The 25,026-nt window shown below is 72.3% G+C and carries 22 protein-coding genes; 12 read left to right on the top strand and 10 right to left on the bottom strand.

What is annotated here, in order from left to right:
• Window positions 1-34: 34 nt before the first annotated feature.
• The 7 genes from nadC (at window position 35) to ACFWIA_RS16535 (ending at window position 5,142) form a co-directional block, all read left to right on the top strand.
• Entirely contained in the window at window positions 35-1,054 is a 1,020-nt protein-coding gene (nadC, locus tag ACFWIA_RS16565; RefSeq protein WP_387005102.1) for a carboxylating nicotinate-nucleotide diphosphorylase, read from the top strand.
• Window positions 1,055-1,059: 5 nt separating this feature from the next.
• Window positions 1,060-1,857, top strand: a complete 798-nt coding sequence (locus ACFWIA_RS16560) for a type III pantothenate kinase (protein WP_387005099.1) — start codon at window positions 1,060-1,062, stop codon at window positions 1,855-1,857.
• A 518-nt stretch (window positions 1,858-2,375) separates the two neighbouring features.
• Complete coding sequence (locus tag ACFWIA_RS16555) at window positions 2,376-3,104, top strand: hypothetical protein (RefSeq protein WP_387005096.1); 729 nt, start codon at window positions 2,376-2,378, stop codon at window positions 3,102-3,104.
• Window positions 3,105-3,123: 19 nt separating this feature from the next.
• Window positions 3,124-3,309, top strand: a complete 186-nt coding sequence (locus ACFWIA_RS16550) for a hypothetical protein (RefSeq protein WP_387005093.1) — start codon at window positions 3,124-3,126, stop codon at window positions 3,307-3,309.
• Between the two features lie 163 nt (window positions 3,310-3,472).
• Window positions 3,473-3,964: a BlaI/MecI/CopY family transcriptional regulator gene (locus ACFWIA_RS16545; protein ID WP_387005090.1), complete on the top strand. Its 492-nt coding sequence runs from the start codon at window positions 3,473-3,475 to the stop codon at window positions 3,962-3,964.
• Window positions 3,965-3,973: 9 nt separating this feature from the next.
• A complete protein-coding gene (locus ACFWIA_RS16540; RefSeq protein WP_387005087.1) occupies window positions 3,974-4,561 on the top strand; it encodes an amino-acid N-acetyltransferase in 588 nt (195 codons plus the stop codon).
• A gap of 239 nt (window positions 4,562-4,800) precedes the next feature.
• Complete coding sequence (locus ACFWIA_RS16535; RefSeq protein ID WP_385484077.1) at window positions 4,801-5,142, top strand: Lsr2 family protein; 342 nt, start codon at window positions 4,801-4,803, stop codon at window positions 5,140-5,142.
• On the opposite strand, the gene ACFWIA_RS16530 is transcribed toward ACFWIA_RS16535, so the two are convergent.
• The gene (locus tag ACFWIA_RS16530; protein WP_387005084.1) at window positions 5,115-5,753 is read right to left on the bottom strand and encodes an SCO3374 family protein; all 639 of its coding nucleotides are present in this window, start codon (window positions 5,751-5,753) and stop codon (window positions 5,115-5,117) included. The genes ACFWIA_RS16535 and ACFWIA_RS16530 overlap by 28 nt on opposite strands.
• A 433-nt stretch (window positions 5,754-6,186) precedes the next feature.
• Between ACFWIA_RS16530 and ACFWIA_RS16525 the strand changes: the two genes are divergently transcribed.
• Window positions 6,187-8,715 (top strand): ATP-dependent Clp protease ATP-binding subunit, encoded by a 2,529-nt coding sequence (locus tag ACFWIA_RS16525; RefSeq protein WP_387005081.1) that lies wholly within the window; start codon window positions 6,187-6,189, stop codon window positions 8,713-8,715.
• Window positions 8,716-8,803: 88 nt separating this feature from the next.
• Here the strand turns inward: ACFWIA_RS16525 and ACFWIA_RS16520 are convergent, their stop codons facing one another.
• On the bottom strand, window positions 8,804-11,824 hold the full coding sequence (locus ACFWIA_RS16520; RefSeq protein ID WP_387005079.1) for an NACHT domain-containing protein: 3,021 nt from the start codon (window positions 11,822-11,824) through the stop codon (window positions 8,804-8,806).
• A 650-nt stretch (window positions 11,825-12,474) separates the two neighbouring features.
• Here ACFWIA_RS16520 and ACFWIA_RS16515 point away from each other — a divergent pair.
• Window positions 12,475-13,188, top strand: a complete 714-nt coding sequence (locus ACFWIA_RS16515) for a M23 family metallopeptidase (RefSeq protein WP_387005076.1) — start codon at window positions 12,475-12,477, stop codon at window positions 13,186-13,188.
• A gap of 105 nt (window positions 13,189-13,293) precedes the next feature.
• Here ACFWIA_RS16515 and cseC read toward each other — a convergent pair whose 3' ends face one another.
• The 5 genes from cseC to ACFWIA_RS16490 form a co-directional block, all read right to left on the bottom strand.
• Window positions 13,294-14,625 (bottom strand): two-component system sensor histidine kinase CseC, encoded by a 1,332-nt coding sequence (gene cseC, locus ACFWIA_RS16510; RefSeq protein WP_387005073.1) that lies wholly within the window; start codon window positions 14,623-14,625, stop codon window positions 13,294-13,296.
• 7 nt (window positions 14,626-14,632) lie between these two features.
• Window positions 14,633-15,358 (bottom strand): two-component system response regulator CseB, encoded by a 726-nt coding sequence (gene cseB / locus ACFWIA_RS16505; RefSeq protein WP_387005070.1) that lies wholly within the window; start codon window positions 15,356-15,358, stop codon window positions 14,633-14,635.
• Window positions 15,359-15,379: 21 nt separating this feature from the next.
• Window positions 15,380-15,991: a hypothetical protein gene (locus ACFWIA_RS16500; RefSeq protein WP_387005067.1), complete on the bottom strand. Its 612-nt coding sequence runs from the start codon at window positions 15,989-15,991 to the stop codon at window positions 15,380-15,382.
• A 104-nt stretch (window positions 15,992-16,095) separates the two neighbouring features.
• Complete coding sequence (locus ACFWIA_RS16495; protein ID WP_387005064.1) at window positions 16,096-16,635, bottom strand: SigE family RNA polymerase sigma factor; 540 nt, start codon at window positions 16,633-16,635, stop codon at window positions 16,096-16,098.
• 389 nt (window positions 16,636-17,024) lie between these two features.
• On the bottom strand, window positions 17,025-17,972 hold the full coding sequence (locus ACFWIA_RS16490) for an A/G-specific adenine glycosylase (RefSeq protein WP_387005062.1): 948 nt from the start codon (window positions 17,970-17,972) through the stop codon (window positions 17,025-17,027).
• Between the two features lie 205 nt (window positions 17,973-18,177).
• On the opposite strand from ACFWIA_RS16490, the gene ACFWIA_RS16485 reads away from it, so the two are divergent.
• Both ACFWIA_RS16485 and ACFWIA_RS16480 read left to right on the top strand, forming a co-directional pair.
• Complete coding sequence (locus ACFWIA_RS16485) at window positions 18,178-19,788, top strand: sensor histidine kinase (RefSeq protein WP_387005059.1); 1,611 nt, start codon at window positions 18,178-18,180, stop codon at window positions 19,786-19,788.
• Complete coding sequence (locus ACFWIA_RS16480; RefSeq protein ID WP_387005057.1) at window positions 19,785-20,474, top strand: response regulator; 690 nt, start codon at window positions 19,785-19,787, stop codon at window positions 20,472-20,474. The genes ACFWIA_RS16485 and ACFWIA_RS16480 overlap by 4 nt, the downstream gene beginning before the upstream one ends.
• On the opposite strand, the gene ACFWIA_RS16475 is transcribed toward ACFWIA_RS16480, so the two are convergent.
• Complete coding sequence (locus ACFWIA_RS16475) at window positions 20,468-21,061, bottom strand: phosphatase PAP2 family protein (RefSeq protein ID WP_387005054.1); 594 nt, start codon at window positions 21,059-21,061, stop codon at window positions 20,468-20,470. The genes ACFWIA_RS16480 and ACFWIA_RS16475 overlap by 7 nt on opposite strands.
• A 185-nt stretch (window positions 21,062-21,246) precedes the next feature.
• Here ACFWIA_RS16475 and ACFWIA_RS16470 point away from each other — a divergent pair, with 185 nt between their 5' ends.
• Entirely contained in the window at window positions 21,247-22,107 is an 861-nt protein-coding gene (locus ACFWIA_RS16470) for a hypothetical protein (protein ID WP_387005051.1), read from the top strand.
• 251 nt (window positions 22,108-22,358) lie between these two features.
• Here ACFWIA_RS16470 and disA read toward each other — a convergent pair whose 3' ends face one another.
• Together disA and radA are read right to left on the bottom strand one after the other, a co-directional pair.
• Window positions 22,359-23,417, bottom strand: coding sequence for a DNA integrity scanning diadenylate cyclase DisA (gene disA / locus ACFWIA_RS16465; RefSeq protein ID WP_387005277.1), 1,059 nt, complete (start codon window positions 23,415-23,417; stop codon window positions 22,359-22,361).
• A 127-nt stretch (window positions 23,418-23,544) separates the two neighbouring features.
• On the bottom strand, window positions 23,545-24,954 hold the full coding sequence (gene radA, locus ACFWIA_RS16460; protein WP_387005048.1) for a DNA repair protein RadA: 1,410 nt from the start codon (window positions 24,952-24,954) through the stop codon (window positions 23,545-23,547).
• Between the last annotated feature and the right edge of the window lie 72 nt (window positions 24,955-25,026).

The following is a 25,026-nucleotide window of genomic DNA, read 5'->3' as shown; positions in this document are numbered from 1 at the left end:
ACCGCCCGACCGCCGTCCCCAGGAGCACTGAGCCGTGAGCGACACCCATCTTCCCCTCGTCCCCGAAGCCGGCTGCGGCGACGGCTGCGGCTGCGGTGCGCCCGCCGACGGTGCGTACGAGGAGGCCGCCGAGTGCGGTCTCGACCCGGCGCTCGCCGCCCTGCTGGCCGCCGCCGGACTCGACCCCGTCGAGGTCGAGGACATCGCCCACCTGGCCGTCGAGGAGGACCTGGACGGCGGGGTCGACGTCACGACCGTGGCGACCATCCCGGAGGACGCCGTCGCGACCGCCGACTTCACCGCCCGCGAGGCGGGCACGGTGGCCGGGCTGCGGATCGCCGAGGCGGTGCTGTCCATCGTCTGCACCGACGAGTTCGAGGTCGAACGGCACGTCGAGGACGGCGACCGGGTGACCGCCGGGCAGCCGCTGCTCAGCGTCACCTCCCGCACCCGCGACCTGCTCACCGCCGAGCGCAGCGCCCTGAACCTGCTGTGCCGGCTGTCCGGCATCGCGACCGCGACGCGCGCCTGGGCCGACGTCCTGGAGGGCAGCGGCGCGCAGGTCCGCGACACCCGCAAGACCACCCCCGGGCTGCGGTCCCTGGAGAAGTTCGCGGTCCGCTGCGGCGGCGGCGTCAACCACCGGATGTCGCTGTCGGACGCGGCCCTGGTCAAGGACAACCACGTGGTCGCCGCCGGCGGGGTCGCCCAGGCGTTCGCCCGGGTCCGCGAGGCGTTCCCCGAGGTGCCGGTCGAGGTCGAGGTGGACACCCTGCACCAGCTGCGCGAGGTCGTCGACGCGGGCGCCGACCTGATCCTGCTGGACAACTTCACGCCCACCGAGACCGCGGAGGCCGTCGCCCTGGTGAAGGGCCGTGCGCTGTTGGAGTCCTCCGGCCGCCTCACCCTCGCCAACGCCCGCGCGTACGCGGACACCGGAGTCGACTTCCTCGCGGTGGGCGCGCTCACCCACTCCGCGCCGATCCTGGACATCGGCCTGGACCTGCGCGAGGCGGCGCCCGCGCCCCGGACGCCCGACGGCGGAGCGGAGTAGACCCCATGCTGCTGACGATCGACGTGGGCAACACCCACACCGTGCTCGGGCTGTTCGACGGTGCAGAGATCGTCGAGCACTGGCGCATCTCCACCGACGCCCGCCGCACCGCCGACGAACTCGCGGTCCTGCTCCAGGGACTCATGGGCATGCACCCGCTGCTCGGGATGGAGCTGGGCGAGGGCATCGACGGCATCGCCATCTGTTCCACGGTGCCGTCGGTGCTGCACGAACTGCGCGAGGTCACCCGGCGCTACTACGGGGACGTCCCGGCCGTCCTGGTGGAGCCGGGCATCAAGACCGGGGTGCCGATCCTCATGGACAACCCCAAGGAGGTCGGCGCCGACCGCATCATCAACGCGGTCGCCGCGGTCGACCTGTACGGCGGGCCCGCGATCGTCGTGGACTTCGGTACGGCGACGACCTTCGACGCGGTGTCCGCGCGCGGGGAGTACACCGGCGGGGTGATCGCCCCGGGCATCGAGATCTCCGTGGAGGCGCTCGGGGTGCGTGGTGCGCAGCTGCGTAAGATCGAGCTGGCCAGGCCGCGGAGCGTGATCGGCAAGAACACGGTGGAGGCCATGCAGTCGGGCATCCTGTACGGCTTCGCCGGGCAGGTCGACGGGGTCGTCACGCGGATGGCGCGGGAGTTGGCGCCCGATCCCTCCGACGTCACCGTCATCGCGACGGGGGGGCTCGCGCCGATGGTGCTCGGGGAGGCGTCCGTCATCGACGAGCACGAGCCGTGGCTGACGCTGATCGGGCTCCGTCTCGTCTACGAACGCAACGTCGCCCGCATGTGACGCTGCGCTGGCCGCAGGTACGTCCCGCTCCCCGTGCGCTGCTCCGCTGGGGTGCGCTGTTGTTTCGCGCAGTTCCCCGCGCCCCTGATCTGGTGCGATCGGCTGTGCGTGCGTTGTTCAGCGGGGTGCGCTGTTGCTTCGCGCCCCCTGTCCATCGGGCCGAGCACGTCCGCCCGCAGGCGGCCCCACCAGGAGCGCCCCCGATAGGGGCGCGGGGAACTGCGCAAAACCGGAGCGCACCGAGCAGGACTGCGCACGGCGAGCGGATCGCACCGGATCAGGGGCGCGGGGAACTGCGCGAATCCGGAGCGCACCGAGCAGAGCAGCGCACGGCGAGTGGATCGCACCCGATAGGGGGCGCGGGGAACTGCGCAACGCACCAGCGCACCCCGCCGGACAACGCACGCGCAGCGGATCGCACCCAACTGGACAACGCACGCGCGCAGCAGATCGCACCGGAGGAACGAGACACGCCGACAAAAGGCGAGTTTTGTCTGATTAGCGCGTATCGTCACCCCATGCCCACGCCCTACGGATCTTGCGGCGGCCTCGCGTTCAGCGCCGAGGAGCTACGTGTGCTCCGCCGTGCCCTCGCCCTCGCCGTCCACCCCCGGCCCGTATCCGCCGAGGACGTCCAGGACTGCCTCCGCCTCGCCGAATCGGTGGACGAGGCACTGTACGAGGGCGCCCGGCTGCGCGCCTTCCTGATCGCCGACCTGACCCGCTACCGGGCCGCCCTGCCCGGCACCGCCAGCGGCTACCTGACGCTCCTGGAGGAGGTGCTCGCGGTCGGGTACCGGCCCGTCCCGGACGACCTCGCCGCACTGCGCGCGCTACGGGGCAGCCCGGTCGCCGCGGCGCTCCTGGAACGCTGTCGGGTCCTCGCCGAGCGCGCGGTGGGCATCCGCCTCGCCGCCCGGACGGTGCCGGCACCGTCCGCACCGGCGTACGCGCCCGCCGGCCGCCCCGGCGGCACCGCGGTGGCCGTCGTCCCGGCCTCCCGGGCCCGACTGACCGCCCTGCCCGGCGGGTTGGTCGCCCCGCGCGCCGCGAGCGGGGACGCCCCCGCCGAGCGCCCCAAACCGGCCGGCCCGACGGACCCCGCACCGCCGCACCGCCCGGTGCCGACCCCGGCCGAGGTGTTCCCGCCGCGCCGGCGCCCCGCGGCCCCGGCGAAGCCCGGCGGTACCCCCGCGCCCGATCCGGCGCCGCCCGCCGAACCGCCCCAGCAACGGGCGGCCGGATAGCGCTCGCTACCCTGGCCCCATGGACTACGTCTCCGCGCTGCTGCCCCCCACGGTGATGGCCGTGTTCTTCACCGCGCTCATCGTGACGATCGTGAAGACCCAGGGGGGCGACAAGAAGGCCAAGGAGGACGCGGCCGTCGACTACGCCCTCCGTCAGGCGGAGCAGACCCGCCGGTCGGCCGCGGTCCGGGACGACAGCGCCTGAGGCCCGTCCGAGCAGCCGAGCCCCGGCGGAGCCCCGCACCGCGGGCCCGCTGAACCCGCCGCCGCGCGCACCCCGCGCGGCGGCGCACCCTTTCGCGATACCGCACCCGACCACGGCGATTTGTAGCGCGCCGCAGGCGAATTATCCGGATATGGTGCGAGCTGTGCCTCGCCCCCTGGGAGAACTCGAAGACGCGGTCATGACGCGGGTCTGGCAGTGGAACCGTCCGGTGACCGTGCGAGAGGTCCTCGAAGACCTCCAGCGGGAACGCACCATCGCGTACACCACCGTGATGACCGTCCTCGACAACCTCCACCAGAAGGGCTGGGTGCGCCGCGAGGCCGAAGGGCGCGCCTATCGGTACGAGGCCGTGTCCACCCGGGCCGCCTACTCCGCCGCGCTGATGAACGAGGCGTGGTCGCAGACCGACAATCCGGCCGCCGCCCTCGTCGCGTTCTTCGGCATGATGTCGCCCGAACAGCGCGAAGCCCTCAGCGACGCCGTACGCATGGTGCAGGGCCCCGAAACTCCGCCCCCGCCCGCACCGCGAAACGAACCCGCGCACGACGCGGCTAACGATGCGGGGAAGCCCGCGGAGCCGACCCGGAGCCCCGAGGGCGAGCCCCCCGCGTCGAACGCGGAGGACGGGCGATAGCGTCCGTTCATGCCAGCAGAGCAACCCGGAGTTCCGGCGGTCCCGACGAATGTCCCAGATTCCGAGGTCACCGGGGCACCCGCACCCGTCAGGAAAGCGGTCACCGTCCGACGGGCCCGTACCAGTGATGTCACCGAGGTGCGCCGACTCCTTGACGTCTACGTCAACAAGCGCATCCTCCTCGACAAAGCCACGGTCACGCTTTACGAGGACATCCAGGAGTTCTGGGTGGCGGAACGCGACGACAACGCCCAGCTCGTCGCGTGCGGGGCGTTGCACGTGATGTGGGAAGACCTCGCGGAAGTGCGCACACTAGCCGTGAACCCCGCGCTCAAGGGCGAGGGCGTCGGCCATCAACTGCTGGAGAAGCTGCTCCAGACCGCCCGCTGGCTCGGTGTTCGGCGCGTTTTCTGCCTCACCTTCGAAGTCGACTTCTTCGCGAAGCACGGCTTCGTCGAGATCGGCGAGGCGCCCGTGGACTCGGATGTGTACGGCGAGCTGCTGCGTTCCTATGACGAGGGCGTAGCCGAGTTCCTCGGACTCGAACGAGTGAAACCGAACACCTTGGGCAACAGCCGGATGCTTCTGCATCTGTGAGCGACCGGACATCGTATTCCGCTCAGTCCCCGCCGCGGTGCCCTATGTCCGAAACGCGTGTGTTTCCTAGGCTTCTCGGGAGCGATCGGTCCGGGCGGTCTCGCCTAGGGGTTTGTGTTTTTCCAGCAAAAGCGGTTTGCTTTCCGACGTACTGCTGTACTGCATATAACAAGGGACGGCGAATCGGCGGCGGGTGCCGCGGGGACCGACCCGCACGTTATCGATGAAAGGAAAATCCGGTGGCACAGAAGGTTCAGGTCCTTCTTGTCGACGACCTCGACGGTGGCGAGGCCGACGAGACCGTGACGTTCGCGCTGGACGGCAAGACCTACGAGATCGACCTCACGACGGCCAACGCGGACAAGTTGCGCGGCCTGCTGGAGGCGTACGTGAAGGGTGGGCGCCGCACCGGCGGCCGGTCCGCGGGCGGTCGGGGCAAGGCCCGTGCCGCGGCGGCCGGCGGCAGCGGCCAGGAGACGGCCCAGATCCGTGCCTGGGCGAAGGAGAACGGATACGAGGTCAACGACCGGGGCCGGGTCCCGGCGAACATCCGTCAGGCGTACGACGACGCCCACCGCTGATCACGCGCTCGGCCCAACCGGAGCCGTAGGCACTCGCTGGCCACGGCGTCCACGAGCCGAACGAGGTCGGGGGCGTCCCCACCGCCCCCGCGCGCGTTCCCTCGCACATGGTGCGCCGCGAGGGGGCGTAGCGCCGGGAGCGACGGTTCCACCGGCCGCCCCGGCTCGGGGGGCCGCACCCAGGAGGGGGCCCCTGCCGGGCCGCCGCCCGGCGCCGGCCAGCCCGGCGGCCGGGGCGCCTCGATCGTCCGGCCCGCGCCGACGGCGACCAGTCCCAGTTCCCCGGCCAGCGCCCCCCACTCCAGCCAGGCGAGCAGGCCCGGCACCTCGTCGGCGGCGCCGGCGGCCACCAGGAACCGCGTGCGCGGGCCGCAGCGGGCCACCGGCCCCACCGCCGCCCTGCCCGGTCGCTCCAGCACCGCGCGGGCCGCCCGTGACGGAACCTCCAGGGCGTCGAAGCGCACTCCGGTCACCAGGAGCACCCCCGGCCCCGTGCCGGCCCCCCGCGGGGTCCCGGGAACCGTCGGCCAGCCGAGCTCGTTCTCGTACCACTGGCGCACCCCGCCGCCGTCGGGGAGCGGACGTCGGGGGCGGGGAACGGTGGGAGCCATGTCGGAACAACAGCCGGAGCCGGGCCGCGGTTACGCACCGTGGTCACGGGTCGGCCCAGGGTGGCCGAAACGGGTGCGCACGACCCACGGTCACGCCGCGCGGTTGTTCGCCCGTAGCGGAGGGGAGGGGGGCTTCCCGCATGGACTGTCCGTACGTGCGGGTAAGACATCCCTAGTGGGGAGGGGCGACACGCAAGGCCCGGGCGGTCCCCGTTCGCCATCGGCGTACTGATGGTAGGGGTAACTGCCTGGCCTGCGGGAACATCGTCTCGCACCATCGGGTTGGAGCAGATGTCGGCGTTCGGGGTCAGGAGGCCACGCACGGGTGTCGGCAGTTGGAATGAGCGGTCCCCGCTTGCGGGACTAAGCTGCGGAAGGACAGGGAGGGGACCGACCCCTTTCACTGCCTGACCGCTCTGAGGAGCGATTAACGATGTTCGAGAGGTTCACCGACCGCGCGCGGCGGGTTGTCGTCCTGGCTCAGGAAGAGGCCCGGATGCTCAACCACAACTACATCGGCACTGAGCACATCCTCCTGGGCCTGATCCACGAGGGTGAGGGTGTCGCCGCTAAGGCCCTGGAGAGCCTCGGGATTTCTCTTGAGGCGGTCCGCCAGCAGGTGGAGGAGATCATCGGCCAGGGCCAGCAGGCCCCGTCCGGGCACATCCCCTTCACCCCCCGTGCCAAGAAGGTCCTGGAGCTGTCGCTCCGCGAGGCCCTCCAGCTGGGCCACAACTACATCGGCACGGAGCACATCCTGCTCGGCCTGATCCGTGAGGGCGAGGGCGTCGCCGCCCAGGTCCTGGTCAAGCTGGGTGCCGACCTGAACCGGGTGCGGCAGCAGGTCATCCAGCTGCTGTCCGGCTACCAGAACAAGGAGACGGCCACCGCCGGAGGTCCCGCCGAGGGCACCCCGTCGACGTCCCTGGTCCTGGACCAGTTCGGTCGCAACCTGACGCAGGCCGCCCGGGAATCCAAGCTCGACCCGGTCATCGGGCGCGAGAAGGAGATCGAGCGGGTCATGCAGGTGCTGTCCCGCCGCACCAAGAACAACCCGGTCCTCATCGGCGAGCCCGGCGTCGGCAAGACCGCCGTCGTCGAGGGACTGGCGCAGGCCATCGTCAAGGGCGAGGTGCCCGAGACCCTCAAGGACAAGCACCTCTACACCCTCGACCTGGGCGCGCTGGTCGCCGGCTCCCGGTACCGCGGTGACTTCGAGGAGCGCCTGAAGAAGGTCCTCAAGGAGATCCGCACCCGCGGCGACATCATCCTGTTCATCGACGAGCTGCACACCCTCGTCGGTGCGGGGGCCGCCGAGGGCGCCATCGACGCGGCGAGCATCCTCAAGCCGATGCTGGCCCGCGGTGAACTCCAGACCATCGGTGCCACCACGCTGGACGAGTACCGCAAGCACCTGGAGAAGGACGCCGCCCTGGAGCGCCGCTTCCAGCCCATCCAGGTCGCCGAGCCGTCGCTCCCGCACACCATCGAGATCCTCAAGGGTCTGCGCGACCGCTACGAGGCGCACCACCGCGTCTCCATCACGGACGACGCCCTGGTCCAGGCCGCCACGCTGGCCGACCGGTACATCTCGGACCGCTTCCTGCCGGACAAGGCCATCGACCTGATCGACGAGGCCGGCTCCCGGATGCGCATCCGTCGGATGACCGCGCCGCCGGACCTGCGCGAGTTCGACGAGAAGATCGCCGGCGTCCGCCGCGACAAGGAGTCCGCGATCGACTCGCAGGACTTCGAGAAGGCCGCGTCCCTGCGCGACAAGGAGAAGCAGCTCCTCGCCGCGAAGGCCAAGCGCGAGAAGGAGTGGAAGGCCGGCGACATGGACGTCGTGGCCGAGGTCGACGGCGAGCTGATCGCCGAGGTCCTCGCGACCGCCACCGGCATCCCGGTCTTCAAGCTGACCGAGGAGGAGTCCTCGCGCCTGCTGCGCATGGAGGACGAGCTCCACAAGCGGGTCATCGGCCAGAAGGACGCCATCAAGGCGCTCTCGCAGGCGATCCGTCGCACCCGGGCGGGTCTGAAGGACCCGAAGCGCCCCGGTGGGTCGTTCATCTTCGCGGGCCCCTCCGGCGTCGGCAAGACCGAGCTGTCGAAGACCCTCGCGGAGTTCCTGTTCGGCGACGAGGACGCGCTGATCTCCCTCGACATGTCGGAGTTCAGCGAGAAGCACACCGTCTCGCGGCTCTTCGGCTCGCCCCCCGGCTACGTCGGCTACGAAGAGGGCGGCCAGCTCACCGAGAAGGTGCGCCGCAAGCCGTTCTCCGTCGTGCTGTTCGACGAGGTCGAGAAGGCCCACCCGGACATCTTCAACTCCCTGCTCCAGATCCTGGAGGACGGCCGTCTCACCGACAGCCAGGGCCGGGTCGTGGACTTCAAGAACACCGTCATCATCATGACGACCAACCTCGGCACCCGGGACATCTCCAAGGGCTTCAACCTGGGCTTCGCCGCCCAGGGCGACGTCAAGACCGGGTACGAGCGCATGAAGGCCAAGGTCAACGACGAGCTGAAGCAGCACTTCCGCCCGGAGTTCCTCAACCGTGTCGACGACACGGTGGTCTTCCACCAGCTGACCGAGGAAGACATCATCCAGATCGTGGATCTGATGATCGCCAAGGTGGACGAGCGCCTCAAGGACCGCGACATGGGTCTCGAACTGAGCCCCACCGCCAAGTCCCTGCTCGCCAAGCGCGGCTACGACCCCGTCCTGGGCGCCCGGCCGCTGCGCCGGACCATCCAGCGGGAGATCGAGGACATCCTCTCCGAGAAGATCCTCTTCGGTGAGCTGCGCCCCGGTCACATCGTGGTCGTCGACACGGAGGGCGAGGGCGAGGAGATCGCCTTCACCTTCCGCGGCGAGGAGAAGACCGCGCTGCCGGACGTCCCGCCGATCGAGCAGGCCGCCGGTGGGGGCGCGGGCCCCAACCTGAGCAAGGAAGCGTGAGCCCGCCCCGCGCGGACCGCACACGCTGAGGGGTTGCCCCCGGACTCGACGAGTCCGGGGGCAACCCCTTTTCCGTGCGTGCGGGGCTTCAGGCGTAGATGACCTCGACGGTCTCGGGAAGTCGGTCGAGGCCGTGCAGAGACACTTCGTCGCCGTCCATGGAAGGAATCCTCAGCTGTGCGAGCCGGGGGAATCGCGAGACGAACGAAGAAACGTCGACCCGGCTCTCATGGCGCGCGTAGTACAGCACCAGACGCCTGAGTTTCGGCAGGGCGAACGTGTCCGGCATGGCCATGAGCAGGTCTGCGGACAGCCCGAGTTCCGTCAGGTGCCGAACTGCTCCTACGACCTCCCAGTCGTCGGGTGACATCTCGGGGTGAAGGGCCCACACCGTGAGTTCGTCCAGTTCGCCAAGCGCCTCGAAGGATTCCCAGGGAGGGCGATACAGATCCGAGGTGTAGTCCAGGCGGCGGAGGGCCGGAAGCGCCGTCAGCGCGGAGAGGTCCAGGAGTTCGTCGCAGCCCTGAATGAGCAGTGAGCGGAGCTTCTCGGCACCACGCAGGCACTGGAGACCGGACAGGGAAGGGTGGTTCAGGATCCTCAGTTCCCGTGGCTGATACCGGGAAATGTGAGAGGCGATCGCGTCCGCTCCGATGTCGCCCCCCAGTTGTACTCCCGGGCGTCCCCCCAGTTCTCCCAGGGCCTGGAGTTCCGCCTCGCTCCGCACCGAGAAGTAGAGCCCTTCCGGGGCGAGGTGGGCGATGACCTCCGTGGCGTACCGAGAGGTGTCGAAACGGTGCCAGGCCCACGCGAGTTGCGACCGCAGGGAAAGGGACGAGACGTGTGCATAGCGGGCGAGGAAAGGAATCGCGGCCTCGGACTCGACGTGTGAGGCGGTGATGACCACCATGCGGGATTCCATCGCTCCGAGTTCGCCCGGTCCGGGCAGCAGGTCGAGGACGAGCGGGCCCACCGCGGCGAGTTCCCGGGCGGCTTCCGGATTCGGCGGGGGAATCAGCGCGTTCAGCCGTTCGCCGACCCGTTCGCGCACCGCGGGGTCGAGTTCCGTGGCGTGTTCCAGGCAGGCGGCGGCCAGCAGGTGGATGCGGCTGCGGTCGCGGCCCTCGGTCGCCCGGTCGCCCGCCGTCACCAGGCCGTCCAGGATCTCCGCGCGTTCCCGGGGGCGGGCGTGGCCCACCGCCATGCGGATGACGTCCTCCCACTGGTCGTCGGCGGCGTGCCGGGTCAGCAGCCCGATGTCCCACTCCTCGACGGCCCGGCGGGCGCCCAGGTAGTCCTGGAAGGTGCGGTGCACGAAGGTCACCGCGCCGGGGGACGGTTCGAGGAGCAGGCCGCTGCGCAGCAGCAGGTGGGCGAAGACGGTGCGGGCGTCGCCGAGGGCCGCCGCTTCGGGCACGGCGGGCAGCGCCTCGCCGATGATGGCCTCGGCGCGGTCCCGGTCGAGTTCGGTGCGGCCGTTGCGGATCAGCCAGTAGGCGAGCCGTTGGAGGAGTTGGGTCTGCGGCTCCTGGCGCAGCTCCAGGCCGACCGTGGCGAGGACGTCGCGCTCCCGGTCCCGTCGGGCGAGCAGCATCGCGAGGGCGGCCTCGTACAACTCCTTGCGGCCGTGCGGGAGGTAGCCGCGGCGGTCCCGGTGCAGGGCGCAGATCAGTCCGCACATCAGGGGGTTGGTGGCCAGCCGGCCGAGGTCGGGTTTGGTGGTGACGGCGGTGAGCAACTGCCGTTCGTAGGAGTCGAGCAGCGCCGTCGTGGGCGCGTCGGTGCCGTGGCGGGCCGCGGAGTGCCAGCGGTGGATGAAGGAGTCCACGTGGGTGCGGCTCATGGGGGAGAGGGTGAGTTCCGTGAAGCCCTCGTCGGCCAGCCAGTTCTCCCGGACGGCGGAGGGGCGGGAGGTCACCAGCCAGCGGTTGCCGGGGTACGCGGAGACCAGGTCGCCGAGCCAGGCCCGGGTGCGGTCGCGTTCGGCGTCGGGGACCTCGTCGATGCCGTCCACGAGGACGAGTGCGCGTCCGCTGGTCAGGACGTGGTCGGCCCAGCCCTGGGGTTGGGCGCCGGCGAGCGGGGAGCCGATGGCTTCGAGGAAGCGTTCCGGGCCGGGGAGCCGTTCGCCGTGCCGGGTGAGGGTGCGCAGCGGGAGGACGAACGGCACGAGGTCGTACAGGTGGGCCAGCGGGCCGTCCGGGGTGGCGCGGGTGGCGGAGACGGCGAGCCACTGGACGAGCGTGGTCTTGCCGGAGCCCGCGACGCCCCGCAGCAGGACCCGGGGGTGGGTGGCGAGGACCCGGTCGGCGAGGTGGGTGGTGGCGGGCCGCGGGGCGGTGAGGTGGTCGGCGAGGGCGCCGGAGTGCGGCGGTTCGACGGGCTCCTCGGTGGAGGTGAGGCTCAGGTACGCCAGGTCCAGCGGCCAGGCGCCCGGTGTCGCGGTCAGGTCGATGCCGTAGATGGTGAGCTTGCTGTGCTTGGTGGCGACGTGGGTGCGGTAGCGGCGTTCGAAGGCGGCCCGCAGGGCGTCGGGGCGGGGGATGCGGGTGATGAGTTCGTCCAGCTTGGCGATGGTCTCGGCCTGGACGCGGCTCTGGGTCACCAGGGTGCGGGCGATGAAGGTGGAGCGCTGGGTGAAGAAGTGCAGGACGTGCAGACAGGCCCACTCGACGGCGGACGCGTAGAACACCGCTGCGTCGGCGGACAGGTGGTGGTCCGGGGGCGGGCCCGTGTCCTCGGCGGCCCGTGCGTACAGGGCCTTGGCCAGGTCCCGGTGGCCGAGTTGCACGGCCTGGACGTCGTCCATGTCGAGGTCGCCGAGGGCGAGCAGCGTACGGGCGAGGGCGTCGGTGACGGCGGTCTCCTCGTCGGCGGGGAAGGCGCGTTCGCCGGGTGAGGTGAGGGCCTCGCGCACCAGGTGGCCGGCGAGCCGGCGCAGCTGTGCTTCGGAGAGGGTGCGGCGTTCGCCCCGGAAGGACACGTAGGCCGAGAGCCGTACGGGTTTGTCGACCAGTCCCGCGCCGGGGCCCTCCGTCACGAACAGCTTCTTGACCAGGGGTGCGATCGCGCTGGAAGCGAGGCGTGCGCCCAGTACCGATGGGTCCATCCGGTCTCCCCCGTGGTCTTCCCCGTGGTCCTCGTGGTCTGCGTGTGCCCTGGGTCACCTCCGCCGCCCCGAATCGGCCCCGAGCGAGCCCGATTCGACGTCCGCGGAGGTGCCCGGAACGCCGGGTCGAGAGTAGCCCGGGTCACATTCGGGGGGTGCTGGATCTTGCCTCCCGGTGACATGGGGCACAGGTGTTTTGTCCGGTACTACGGGGATTAGTGGATTGTTCGCGGTGGGCGGCCCGAGGTGGTGGACGGTCGGGGCGGGGTGGTCACGGGGCGTGGGCGGAGGGTGTGCGAGGTGGGGCCGGGGAGGGCCGGCGTTGAGGCGGTCCGCTGCGTCAAACCCTCCACCTCAGGGTTTTTTCTGGCCCATTTCGGTTGAAAAAGGACGCTGGGTGAACGCTGTCAAGGCCCCTCCGCTGTGACGTTTATATACGAGTTCGCCTAGTAGTGGAGGGGTTTGAACCGATGTGGGGTGGCGGGTTACCAATGAATCGCACCCCGGTCGGTACAGCGACGTACGCCGGGTCATCCCGTACCTGTCCGAGATCGCGCACCCCACGGTCCCGATGCCTCACCCGAGAGCGTCACAGCGACCCGCGCGGCTCCCTCAGGACGCGTACGTCCCCCCAATCCGGAGGTTCCCGTATGTCTAAGTTCGCCACGTCCCTCAAGTCCGGTTCGTCCCTGATTCGTACCCGGACGGTCGCCGTCGTCGCCGGCGTCGGAGTCTCGGCCGCACTGGGCGCCGGGGTCGCGGCGGCTGCGACCCCGGGTCACGCCGTCACCTCGGCCCCGAGCACCGTCGCCGAGTCCGTCAAGGTCCAGGCCGCCGCCCAGGCGAAGGCCGCCAAGGCCACCGCCGCGGCGCAGGCCAAGGCCGCCGAGGCCGCGAAGGCCAAGAAGTCCGTCACCGCCAAGCCGGTCGCCGCGCAGAAGAGCACCGGCTGGGTCAAGCCGCTCAGCTCCTACGCGCTGTCCGCGAGCTACGCCCAGGCCGGCGGCATGTGGGCCAGCAAGCACTCCGGCCAGGACTTCGCCGTCCCGACCGGCACCCCCGTGAAGTCCATCAGCGGCGGCACCGTCGTCAAGGCGGGCCCCAACGGCGGTGGCGACGGTCCCGCGTACGGCAACGCCGTCGTGATCAAGCACAACAACGGCAAGTACTCGCAGTACGCGCACCTGTCGAAGGTCAACGTGCAGATCGGCCAGAAGGTCAACGCCGGTCAGCTGATCGCCCTGTCCGGCAACACCGGCAACTCCAGCGGCCCGCACCTGCACTTCGAGATCCGCAACACCGCCAACTACGGTTCCGCGATCAACCCGGTCGCGTTCCTCAAGGGCGTCGGCGTCTCGTTCTGACCCGACCGTCCCACGCCCCAGGGCACCCCGGCCCCCGGCCACCGCTTCCGTGCGGTGACCGGGGGCCTCGCCGTGTCCGCCGTCTGGGGTTCCCCGTGACCCGGGTCACTCGCCGGGCGGGTTGAGCATCGGGAAGCTCCCCGTGTTCGTGGGCGCGTGCTCCGGCAGCCACAGCACCGCCACCGCCCCCTCGGCGGGCGCGTCCGCCGGCGCGCCCGGCGGACGGATGTTGCGGAAGGTCAGTCGGGCGCCCAGCACCCGGGCCTGACCTGCGGCGATGGTCAGCCCGAGCCCGTGTCCGTGCCCCGCCCGGTCGCTGCTGCCGGTGCGGAACCGGCTCGGTCCCTCGTCGAGCAGTTCCTCCGGGAAGCCGGGCCCGTGGTCGCGCACCCGCAGCACCCGGCCCTCGACGGTGACCTCCACCGGGGTCCGACCGTGCTTGGCCGCGTTCGCGAGGAGGTTGCCGAGTATCCGCTCCAGACGGCGCGGGTCCGTGGTGACCTCCGACTCGTGGAGGACGTTGACCCGGACCTCCGTGTCCCGGACCGCGACCCGACGCGTCACGAACTCGCCGAGCATGATGTCGTGCAGCTCGGCGCGCTCGGTGGCGCTGTCCAGCCGCGCCACCTCCAGCACGTCCTCCACCAGGGTCCGCATCGCCTGCGCCCGGTCTCTGACCAGCTCGCTGGGGCGGCCCGGGGGCAGCAGCTCGGCCGCGGTGAGCAGCCCGGTGACCGGGGTGCGCAGCTCGTGCGCGATGTCCGCGGTGACCCGGCGCTCGGCCTCCAACCGCTGGCGCAGCGCGTCCGCCATCGCGTCCACCGACCAGGCGAGGTCGTCCGTCTCGTCCCGGACCATCCCGCCGATCGCCTCGACGACCCGGACCTCGGTGTTCCCCTGGGCGACCTGGCCCGCGGCCACCGCCGCCTTGCGCAGCCGCCGGGACAGCTGGCCCCCGATGAGCACCCCCAGGGCGCAGCCGCCGAGCACCACCGCGGTCGAGCCGATGATCAGCGCCTGGTCCAGGTCCCGCATGATCGTCGCACTGCGGTCCCGGAACGGGCTGTGCAGGGACAGCACCCGGCCGTCTTTGAGCGGCACCGCCGCCCAGATGTCGGGACTGCTGCTCGCGTCACCGGCCGCGACATAGGTGGCGCGCCGCCCCTCGACGGCCTTCGCCCGCAGTTCGCCCGGGGTGTCCGGGTCGTCCACCCGGGCGCCGAACTGGAGCCGTCCGGTGGCCTCGTAGATCCGCTGGGCGACCTGCGCCCGCTCGTCCTGGAGGTCACGCGCGTTGTCCAGCATGGACCCGCGGGCGGCGTTGTGGACGACCAGGCTCAGCACCAGGGCGACCAGGGCGCCGACGAGCGCGATGGCGGCACTCAGTTTCCAGCGCAGACCCGTTCGCAGGCTCAGTCCGCGTACCTTCCCCCACACGTCTATCTCAGGCCCTCAGCTTGTATCCGAAGCCGCGCACGGTCTCGATGCGGTCCTGGCCGATCTTCGCGCGCAGTCGCTGCACATGGACGTCGACCACCCGGGTGTCCCCGCCCCAGCCGTAGTCCCACACCCGTTCCAGCAGCTTGTCGCGGGAGAGCACGGTGCCGGGCGCCGCCGAGAACTCCAGCAGCAGCCGCATCTCGGTCGGGGTCAGCGCGACGGGGCGGCCCAGGCGCAGCACCTCCATGCCGACGGTGTCGATCTCCAGGTCGCCGAAGGTCAGCACGCCCCCGACCCCGCCCTGCGCCCCGACGGCGCCGTCCTGGTGGCCCGCACCGGTGGAGCCCGTGCCGCTGGCGTGCCCAAAGCGGCGCAGCACCGCCCGGATGCGGGCCACCAGGACGGCGCCGTCGAAGGGCTTGGTGACGTAGTCGTCGGCGCCCGCCTCCAGCCCGAGGACGACGTCGATGGAGTCGGCGCGCGCCGAAAGCATGATCACCGGGACGGTCGACTCGTCCCGGATGCGGCGGCACAGGCTCACCCCGTCCAGCCCGGGCACCATCACGTCGAGCAGTGCGATGTCGGGGCGGTCCGCCCGGAACGAGTCGAGGCCCGACAGCCCGTCGGGCATGGCGGTGACCACGAAGCCGTCCCGCTCCAGTGCGAGCTGGGTCGCCTCGCGGATGACGTCGTCGTCCTCGACGAAGAGGACGTGGGTCTGCTCTGCCATCGGAATCCGTATCCGTCGCTCTCAGTTCCCGGGCGGCTCGGCGCTGGGGGTGCCCACCGCGTTGCTGTAGTCGTTGTGGGTGCGGGCCTGCTCCGTGAAGGCGCCGTCGGCCCACTGGTACGTGATCACGTCCTCGCCCGAGGGGAACGCGACCGGGTCCTGTTCGGCGTAGACCTGCTGGGTGACCACGAGGTCACCGCGGTCGATCTCGGCGTACACCGGGGGTTCCTCGGACCGGAAGACGTTCGTGTAGTCACCGCCCTGGGGACGGTACACGTACGCGCCGAGCCCCACGTTGTCCCCGCAGGAGAGGACGTTGACGACGACGTCGGGGTGGGCGGCGCCGGTGAGGTTGCCGTAGCTGACGTCCACCGGGAGGCTGTCCTCCACGCCCGTGCAGGGCCGCAGGTCCTTCTTCACTCCCTCGCTGACCTTGGGGTCGTCCATCAGCAGCCGCAAGGCGTTGACCCGCTTGGGGGCGGGCGATGCCGAGGCCGTGGGCGGGGCGACCGACTGCCCGTTGAGTTCCTTGCGTGCCGGCCCCTCGTCGCGGGTGCCCGTGCCGCCGTCGGTGCACGCCACGAGGAAGACACTGAGCATGCCGAAAACGCCGACGGCGGTGAGTGCGGCCACGGCCGTACTCCCCGCCCTCGGCGTGCGCGTGGCCCGGACGCGACGCGTCCGGACGACGGTCGGCTCGGGTGGAGCGGTGTCCCGCTCCTTCCCGGACCGGATTCCTAGGCCGCGCAACGCTCCTGCTCCTCACGTTCGAGCGCGCTCGCGTCGAGACGCCGGCTCTCCAACTCCTGGCGGAGCCGTGCGAGGGCTCGGTGCAGCGTGCTCTTGACCGTACCGGCCGACATGCCGAGGGCGGCGGCCGTCTCCTCCGTGGACATCTGCTCCCAGTGTCGCAGCACCACGACACTGCGTTGCTTGGGTGCGAGGACCTTCATGATGTCCATCAACAGCGCGCGGTCCGCGTGCTGTTCGGTGCCGTCCTCGACGCTGCGCTCGGGCAGCGTCTCGGTGGGCACCTCCTCCAGCTTCCGGGCGCGCCACCACTCCGTCCGCGTATTGATCATCACGCGACGCAGGTACGCATCGGCCAGCCGCTTGTCCGCGATCCCGTCCCAGCGCCCGTACGTGCGGACCAGGGCGGTCTGGAGGAGGTCCTGCGCCTCCACCGGATCGGGGACCAGTCGGCGGGCGCTGCGCAGCAGTGCGTCCTGCCGCGTGCGGACGTACTCCTCGAATTCGAGCACCTCGCCGTGCGCCATTCCCCGTCGCCTCCGATCCGGCCCCTGGCCGATGTCTCCCGTGGTGTGCCTCGACGGCACAACACTGAAGTTACGGAGGAGTTGTCACGGCACTGTGCGGGCCAGCACGCGGCGGACGCACGGCTGTCCGTCGGTTGTGTAACAGATGTAGGCAAGCGGTAAGGGGGCCGGCGTTTGATGCGTGTTCGCGGTGGTTTCCCGGGGGCCACGGTGACACGGGGTGAGGCCGGCCGGGGCGTGACCGTGACATCACCGCACCCGGGGCCCCCGTCGCGCCCGTCCACCGCCCTCCGGCGGGGAGTCCCCGTGACACGACCGGTACGGCATCGGGACGGAGCACCGGCAACCGTCCCGGCACCCTCGGACGGGCCCCGCCGGGAGCGGGGCCGTCAGACGTGCGGCAGCCGGTACAGGCCGCCGGGCAGCGGCTCCACCAGCCCGTCCGCCACCAAACCGTCCAGGGCCCGGGCCCGCTGCACCGGCTCGTCCCACACCCGGTTCAGCACCGTCTGCGGCACCGGGACCGTCGCCTCCCGCAGCACCGCGAGCAGCTTGCCGCGCACCTGGCGGTCCGTCCCCGCGTACGTCTGGGCGCGCCGGGGCGGGCCCTCGTGCGCCGGCTTGCCCGCCAGCCGCCAGGCACACAGCGACGCGATCGGGCAGCTTTCGCAGCGTTCGTTGCGGGCCGTGCACACCAGCGCACCCAGCTCCATCGACGCGGCGGCCCACCGCGCGGCGACCGCCTCGTCCTGCGGCAGCAGGGCGCGGGCGAGCTTGCGCTCGGCGGCCGTCGTCGCGTTCGGCGGGTACTGGGTGCCCGCCACCGCACGCGCCAGCACCCGACGCACATTGGTGTCCAGCACCGCGTGCCGCTGCCCGTAGGCGAACGACGCCACCGCGGCGGCCGTGTACTCACCGATCCCCGGCAGCGCCAACAACTGGGCGTGCTCCGTGGGGACGTCACCGCCGTGCCGCTCCGCTATGGCGACGGCCGCCCCGTGCAACCGGAGCGCCCGGCGCGGGTAGCCGAGCCGCCCCCACGCCCGGACCGCCTCACCGGAGGGCTCCTTCGCGAGGTCGGCGGGGCGCGGCCAGCGGGCCAGCCACTGCTCGTACACCGGCAGCACCCGGCTGACCGGTGTCTGCTGGAGCATGAACTCGCTGACCATCACGCCCCAGGGGCCCGCCTCGGGACGGCGCCACGGCAGATCGCGCGCGTGGTCGTCGAACCAGGCGATCGCCGGGTCGTGCAGGGCGGGCAGCGCGCGGAGCGGGCCCTCCGGGGAGGTACGGGGGTCGGGAGCGGTACGGGGCGTGGGCTTCGTCGGCACAGTCATGGCACCGCCGATCCTGCCACGGGCACCCGGGCACGGTCCGGGATATGCGGCCGAGCGGGGGCGGGTCGAGCCCGCTCCCGCACCGGCCGCCGGGCCAGCGGACCCGCCGGAACAGGGGCCCGGTCAGGTGCGATGCGTCCCGACGCGTCTCCGTCAGGGGCGCCGCACGGCGCCCGGAGCGGACCGGGACGGAAGGGGAGTGAGCGTGGACGCACAGGGTGACGTCCGGGGGACTCACCGCCGCCGACGGGCGGGCGGGGCGCTGTGGGCGGCCCTCTGCGTGCCCGTCCTCGCGGCCGGCCCGCTCGGGTTCAGCGAACCCCTGCCCCCGGCACACCGGATCGCCGCGCTCGCCCTGCTGGCCGCCGCCACCGTGCTGGGCCGCGCCCGCCCGCTGCTCGCCTTCCTGCTGGTGGCGGCCCTGGCACTGGCCACCGGCTCCGCGCTGCTGACCCTGGAGACCGGTGCCGCGCTGACCGCGTTCGCCCTGCTGCTGGGCGTGCGCGCCGATCGTGCCGGGCCCGCGCTGTACGCCTTCGGCGCGGTGCTGCTCCTCGGACTCGGCCGCAGCGCGGTGCGCGGGGCCGACCCGGTGAGCGAGATGCTGGTCCTGGTCTCGGCCCTGCTGCTCGTCGTGGTGTTCCCCTGGCTGTGCGGACGGCACTGGCGCCAGCGCCGGGCCCTCGCCGAGGCGGGCTGGGCCCGGGCCGCGCAGCTGGAGCGCGAACAACGCATCGTGGCCGACCGGGCGCGGCTGCGGGAGCGGGCCCGGATCGCCCAGGAGGTGCACGACTCGCTGGGCCACGAACTCAGCCTGATCGCGCTGCGGGCGGGCGCGCTGCAACTGGCCCGGGACCTGCCCGAGCGGCACCGGCTGGCCGCCGCGGAGCTGCGGTCGGCCGCGGCGGATGCCACGGACCGGCTGCACGCGGTGATCGGGCTGCTGCGCGAACCGGACGAGCCGGTACCGCTGGAGCCCGCGCCGACCGACTCCATCGAGTCCCTGGTGCGGCGCGCGACGGCCTCGGGGATGACGGTGCGGACGGAGCACCCGAGCGGCACCGGTGAGTCCGGTGGGGACGGATCGGTGCGGCCTGCGCTCGCGCTCGCCGAGCAGCTGGCCCGGTCGGTGGTGCGGGAGGCGCTCACCAACGCGGCCAAGCACGCTCCGGGCGCCCCCGTCACGGTGCGCACCGAGCGCGGGGCGGACGGCACCACCGTCACCGTCACCAGCGGAGCGGCTCCCCCGTCGCACGGGCCCACCGCCGCACCCGCCCGTGGCTCCAGCGGCTTCGGGCTGTCGGGGCTGCGCACCCGGGTCACCGCGCTCGGCGGGACCTTCACCGCGGGCCGCCACGGCACCGGCTTCCGCGTCCACGCCCGGCTGCCCGGACGGTCAGCCGCCGGCGACGGCGCACGGACCCCGTACCGGAGTCGCCTGGACCGGCTCCGCCGGGTGCCGGCCGTCGTCGTCGTGCCGGCCCTCGGCGCGCTGTTCTTCGGCGGGGCGCTCGCCTGGTACGCGTACGCCCAGGCGCACTCCGTACTGGAGCCCGCGGCGTACGCCGCGCTGCGCCCCGGCGCGACCCTGGACCAACTGCGCCCCGCACTCCCCGACCGGACGGCCTCCGACCCCCCGGTGGACCGTGCGCCCCCGCGGCCCGCGGCGGCCGGTGAGTGCCACTACTACCGGGCGGACGGGGAGCTCTTCACGATGGTCGAACACTTCAGGCTCTGCTTCGACCGGGACGGCGTCCTGGTCGCCAAGGACGTGGTCCCGCGGGCGCGGCTCGCGGAGGAGGGGACTCTCCCATGAACGGACCGAACGGACCGAACGAACCGGTCAGGGTGCTGCTCGCCGACGACGAGGCGATGATCCGCGCGGGCGTCCGGGCGATCCTCGCCGCCGACGACGGCATCGACGTGGTCGCCGAGGCGGGGGACGGTCACGAGGCGGTCCGGCTCGCCCTGGCGCACCGTCCGGACGTGGCGCTGCTGGACATCCGCATGCCCCGGCTCGACGGGCTCGCCGCCGCCGAGGAAGTGCTGCGGAGCGTCCCCGGCACCGCCGTCGCGATCCTGACCACCTTCTCCGAGGACGCGTACGTCGCCCGGGCCCTCGGCGGGGGCGCCACCGGCTTCCTGCTGAAGTCCGGGGACCCGCACGAACTCCTCGCGGGAGTAAGGGCGGTGGCGGCCGGGGCGGCGTTCCTCTCGCCGAAGGTCGCCCGCCACGTCATCGACCACCTCGGCGCCGTCCGACTCACCCGCGCCACCACCGCCCGGGCCCGCACGGACCTCCTCACGCCCCGCGAACGGGAGGTGCTCGCGCTGCTCGGCGCCGGGCTCTCCAATCCCGAGATCGCCGCCCGGCTGCACCTGGTGGAGGGCACCGTCAAGGCGTACGTGAGCGCCATCCTGGACCGACTGTCCGTCAGGAACCGCGTCCAGGCGGCGATCGTGGCGTACGAGGCGGGGCTCACCGACTCCGGGGCTCAGTGACCCGCCGTGTGCCGCCCCCGCCCCCGGTGCCGTACGGAGTCGAGCACCCGGGCGGCGGGCGCGGTCGCCAGCCGCAGGACGAGCGGCGCCACGACCGCCCCCAGCACCAGGCCGACCACCACGTCGTGCGGGAAGTGCACGCCCACGAAGACCCGGGAGAACGCCAACAGCAGCGCCAGCGGCACGGTGACCCACACCAGGCCCCGCCAGACCAGCGCCAGCGTCACCGCCGAAGCCCCCGCGATCGTGGCGTGGTTGCTGGGGAACGACCAGTCCCCCCGCTCCGGGCACGCCACCAGGGACGCCGCCGCGCCCGCCACCGACCGGCACGGCCGGTCCTGGTCGAACACGGTCTTCGCCACCTCGCTCAGCACGTAGGCGACACCGGTGGCGACGGGCGCCAGCAGGGCCGCGGCGAGCGGACGTCCCGTCGACCGCCGCACCCGCCACCAGGCCGCCACGAACAGCGCCACGAAGACGACGATCCCCGCCTCCGTGCCTATTTCCGCGGCGTGTTGGAGCCAGGAGGGGGAATCCCGGGCCAGCGAGGTGATGTCCAGGTACAGCTCTTCACTGAAATCCGTCATGGTCACGGACCGTACGGAACCGGCCCCGCCCGTCACACCCAGCGATCGTCAGGGCTCCCACCTGACGAAAGACAGGGTCCCGGGGGACGGTGACGGTCCGTCTCCGGGATGATGATCCGGAAAAGTTGCCCCGGGGGCGGCGGGTGGGGCGGGAGAAGCCGCCGATCTCTCGTACAGTTGCCGCCGTGGGATCTCTGCGCAATCCGGTCGGGCCGCTTCCCTCCAACATCTACTGGCGGCGGAGGGCGATTCTGCTGAGCCTGGCCGCCGTGCTGGCGTTGCTGATCATCTGGATGGTCAGCACCAGCGGCGGGGGCGGCAACGGGGACAAGACCAACGGCTCCGGCGACAAGAACCCCGTGGCGTCCATCACCCCCGGGCCCTCCGGCTCCGGCCCGGCGATCAGCGAGAAGCCGGGCGGACGGGACGAGTCCGGTTCCGGCGGCTCCGGCGGCACGCACTCCCCGGGCGCCACGGCCGGCACGGACACCGGTGAGGGGTCCGGCGGCTCGTCCGGCTCCGACGGCGGCTCGTCCGGCGGTACGGGCGGCAGCGACGGTACGGACGGCTCCGGGGACGGCGAGGGCGCCAGCGGTACGGGTGGCGCGGGCTCGGGGCAGCGGCTGCCGGCCGGGTCCAACCTGCCCAACTGCACGTCCGCCGCGGTGAAGTTGACGCTGCGCAGCGTCGAGAACACCTACACCCCCGGGCAGACCCCGAAGTTCCGGCTGATCGCGGAGAACTCCTCCGACGCCGACTGCAAGGTCGACCTCGGCGCCGAGCGGGCCGTGGTGACGATCACCCAGTCCGACGGCGACAAGGACGTCTGGGCCTCCGACCACTGCGCGAAGGACGCGAAGAGCCTGCTGCTACGGGTCCCCGCCAACGAATCCGCCACCCGCACCCTGGAGTGGAACCGCAAGCAGAGCGCCCCCGAGTGCGCCACGGCCCCCGCCGGCTCGGCGGCCCCCGGAACGTATCTGGTCGAGGCCGAGGCCCCCGGCCTCGCGACCGCGCGCACCTCGTTCGTCCTGCGCAAGGACTGAGCCCGCCGCAGGGGACCGAGCGCGGGCCGGACCGGCCGGCGGCCCGCCGTTCGGCGGGTGCGGCGCGGGCCGCGGAGACCCCCGCGGATTGGCGGCTTCCCGCCATGCGGACGCCGGTCGGACGCCGGTCGTACGGAGGGGTGAAACGCCCACATCGCCCGCGGAACCGCACACCGAGGCGACCCGAGCGCCCCCCCCGTCCGGCTCCGCCCCCACGGGCGGGACGCCGGTTGCGTCATCGGGCGGACGGGTCAGACGTAGCGTTCCAGGATGGACGACTCCGCGAGCCGCGACAGCCCCTCGCGGACACTGCGGGCCCGTGCCTCACCGACCCCGTCGACGGCCTGGAGGTCGTCCACGCTCGCGGCCAACAGCTTCTGGAGCCCGCCGAAGTGCTCCACCAGCCGGTCGATGATCGCGCCGGGCAGCCGCGGCACCTTCGCCAACAGCCGGAACCCGCGCGGCGACACCACCGTGTCCAGCGCCTCCGGCGAACCGGTGTAACCCAACGCACGGGCCACCGTGGGCAGTTCCAGCAGCTCCGCATGGGTCAACGCGTCCAGCTCGAACAGCGCCTCGTCCACCGTGCGGGACCGCTTCGCCGTGGGCTCGGGAACGTAGTCCCGCACCACCAGCTCCCGCTCCGGTTCGACGCCCGCGATCAACTCGTCCAGCTGGAGGGCGAGCAGCCGACCGTCCGTGCCCAGCTCCACCACGTACTCGGCGATCTCGGTGGCGATCCGGCGCACCATCTCCAGCCGCTGGGCGACCGCGCTCACGTCCCGGACCGTCACCAGGTCCTCGATCTCCAGCGCCGACAGGGTGCCCGCCACCTCGTCCAGCCGCAGCTTGTAGCGCTCCAGCGTCGCCAGCGCCTGGTTCGCCCGGGACAGGATCGCCGCCGAGTCCTCCAGCACCCGCCGCTGCCCGCCCACGTACAGGGCGATCAGCCGCATCGACTGCGACACCGACACCACCGGGTAGCCGACCTGCTTGCTGACCCGGTCCGCCGTGCGGTGCCGGGTACCGGTCTCCTCGGTCGGGATCGTCGGGTCCGGGACGAGCTGCACGCCCGCCCGGAGGATCTTGGTGATGTCCTTGTCGATGACGATGCCGCCGTCCAGCTTGCACAGCTCGCGCAAGCGCGTCGCCGTGAACTCGACGTCCAGCACGAAGCCGCCGCTGCACATCGCTTCGACGTTCCGGTCGAACCCGAGGACGATCAGTCCGCCCGTGTTGCCGCGGAGGATGCGCTCCAGTCCGTCCCGCAGGGCCGTGCCCGGCGCCACCGCGCTCAGGGCGGCCCGCATCAGGCCGTCGCCGCTCCCGCCGGACTTTCCGGGAGCCGCTGCCCGGTCGTTGGCTGCCACTGCTCTCCTCCGGTCGCGGTTCTGGGGGCGCCCGGGTTCGTACGGACGGGCGAGACCGGGGCAAAGTCTACCGGCGGTGCTCGGACTCCCGCGGGGCCTCTCCCCTACGACTCCTCGGCAGCACCCGCAGGGCGTCCCCCATGTTCGCCACCTCGGTCACTTTCATGCCCGCCGGGACCTTCCCCGGATCGGCTGGTACGAGGGCGTGGGTGAAGCCGAGCCGATGGGCCTCCGAGAGCCTGCGCTGCACCCCCGTCACCCGCCGGACCTCCCCGGCGAGCCCCACCTCCCCGATCGCCACCAGGTTCTTCGGCAGGGGGCTGTCGCTGGCCGCGCTGGCGAGGGCGAGCGCGATCGCGAGGTCGGCGGCCGGCTCCGACAGCCGCACCCCGCCGACCGTCGCCGAGTAGATGTCCCGCTTGCCCAGCGCGCTGATCCGGCCCCGCTGCTCCAGCACCGCCAGCATCATGGACACCCGCGAGGTCTCCAGCCCCGAGGTGGTGCGCCGCGGAGAGGGGATCTGCGAGTCCACGGTGAGCGCCTGCACCTCCGCGACCAGCGGGCGGCGGCCCTCCAGGGTGACCGTCAGACAGGTGCCAGGAACCGGCTCGTCGCGCCGGGTCAGGAACAGGCCCGACGGGTCCGCCAGACCGGTGATGCCCTCGTCGTGCAGTTCGAAGCAGCCCACCTCGTCGGTGGTCCCGTACCGGTTCTTCACCCCGCGCACCAGCCGCAGCCGGGCGTGCCGGTCGCCCTCGAACTGGAGGACCACGTCCACCAGGTGCTCCAGCAGCCGCGGGCCCGCGATGGCGCCGTCCTTGGTGACGTGCCCCACCAGCAGCGTCGACATCCCGCGCTCCTTGGACGCCCGGATCAGCGCCCCGGCGACCTCCCTGACCTGCGCCATCCCCCCGGGCGCGCCGTCGATCTCCGGGGAGGCCACCGTCTGCACCGAGTCCAGGATCAGCAGGGACGGCTTCACCGCGTCCAGATGGCCGAGGACCGCCGCCAGGTCCGTCTCGGCCGCGAGGTACAAGTGGTCGTCGATCGCGTGGATGCGGTCCGCCCGCAGCCGCACCTGACTCGCGGACTCCTCGCCGGTCACGTACAGCGTGCGGTGCTCCTCGCTGGCCGACTTCGCCGCGACGTCCAACAGCAACGTGGACTTGCCGACGCCCGGCTCACCCGCCAGCAGCACCACGGCGCCGGGCACCAGACCGCCGCCCAGCACCCGGTCCAACTCCGGTACGCCCGAGGAGCGCGCGGTGGCCTGCCGGCCGTCGACCTGCCCGATCGGCACGGCGGAGGTGGTCACCCGGCCGGGCGCCGTGGTGCGGACGGCGGGCGCGCCGTACTCCTCGACGGTGCCCCACGCCTGGCACTCGGCGCAGCGGCCGAGCCACTTGGCCGTCTGCCAGCCGCACTCGGTGCAACGGTAGGACGGACGGTCCTTCGCGGTCTTCGTACGGGCAGCCATGCACCGAACCGTAGCCGCACCCGCTGACAGCTCCCCTTTCGAGGGACCCCATCACCCGTACGGGTTAAATGC

The sequence above is a fragment of the Streptomyces sp. NPDC127068 genome (assembly GCF_042724695.1).
In the GTDB taxonomy this organism is placed as follows: Bacteria; Actinomycetota; Actinomycetes; order Streptomycetales; family Streptomycetaceae; genus Streptomyces.
Note: the sequence above shows the minus strand (reverse complement) of the source record. Positions and strands in the feature narration are given on the sequence as shown.